Below are 438 nucleotides of genomic sequence, written 5' to 3'. Positions count from 1 at the left end.
GGCCGCGCAGGCCGTGCAGGGCCCTCAGCAGCTCGGCCTTGTCGGCCACCTCGACGATCACCGTCGCCGGGCCGAAGACCTCCTCCTGGAGCAACGCGTCACCGTCGATCAGCAGGCCGGCATCGGCCTGGAACAGCTGTGGACGCGCCTGCCGGCCCTCCTGCGGCTGGCCGGCCAGGTGGCGAATGCGCGGGTGCGCGTGCAGCGCTGCCAGGCCCTTCTCGTAGCTGTGCAGCGTGCCGTCATTGAGCATGGTCTGGGCCGGACGCTGGCCGATCTCGGCGATCAGGTTGGCGGTGAACAGGCTGAACTCCGGCGAGGCGATGCCGATCACCAGGCCGGGGTTGGTGCAGAACTGGCCGCAACCGAGCACCACCGAGTCGGCCAGTTCGCGGGCGATCCGCTCGCCACGGCTGGCCAGGGCGCCGGGCAGCACCA

Annotated in this window: 1 pseudogene; it reads right to left on the bottom strand. The window is 71.5% G+C overall.

Annotated features, from left to right (window positions below):
- A pseudogene (locus J0A65_RS25905) lies at positions 1-438 on the bottom strand (hypothetical protein); the annotation flags it as partial.

Origin of the sequence: Bowmanella yangjiangensis, from assembly GCF_017255015.1 — a bacterium.
Taxonomy (GTDB): domain Bacteria; phylum Pseudomonadota; class Gammaproteobacteria; order Enterobacterales; family Alteromonadaceae; genus Bowmanella; species Bowmanella yangjiangensis.
The sequence above is the reverse complement of the archived record's forward strand: the minus strand, read 5'-3'. Positions and strand labels throughout refer to the sequence as shown.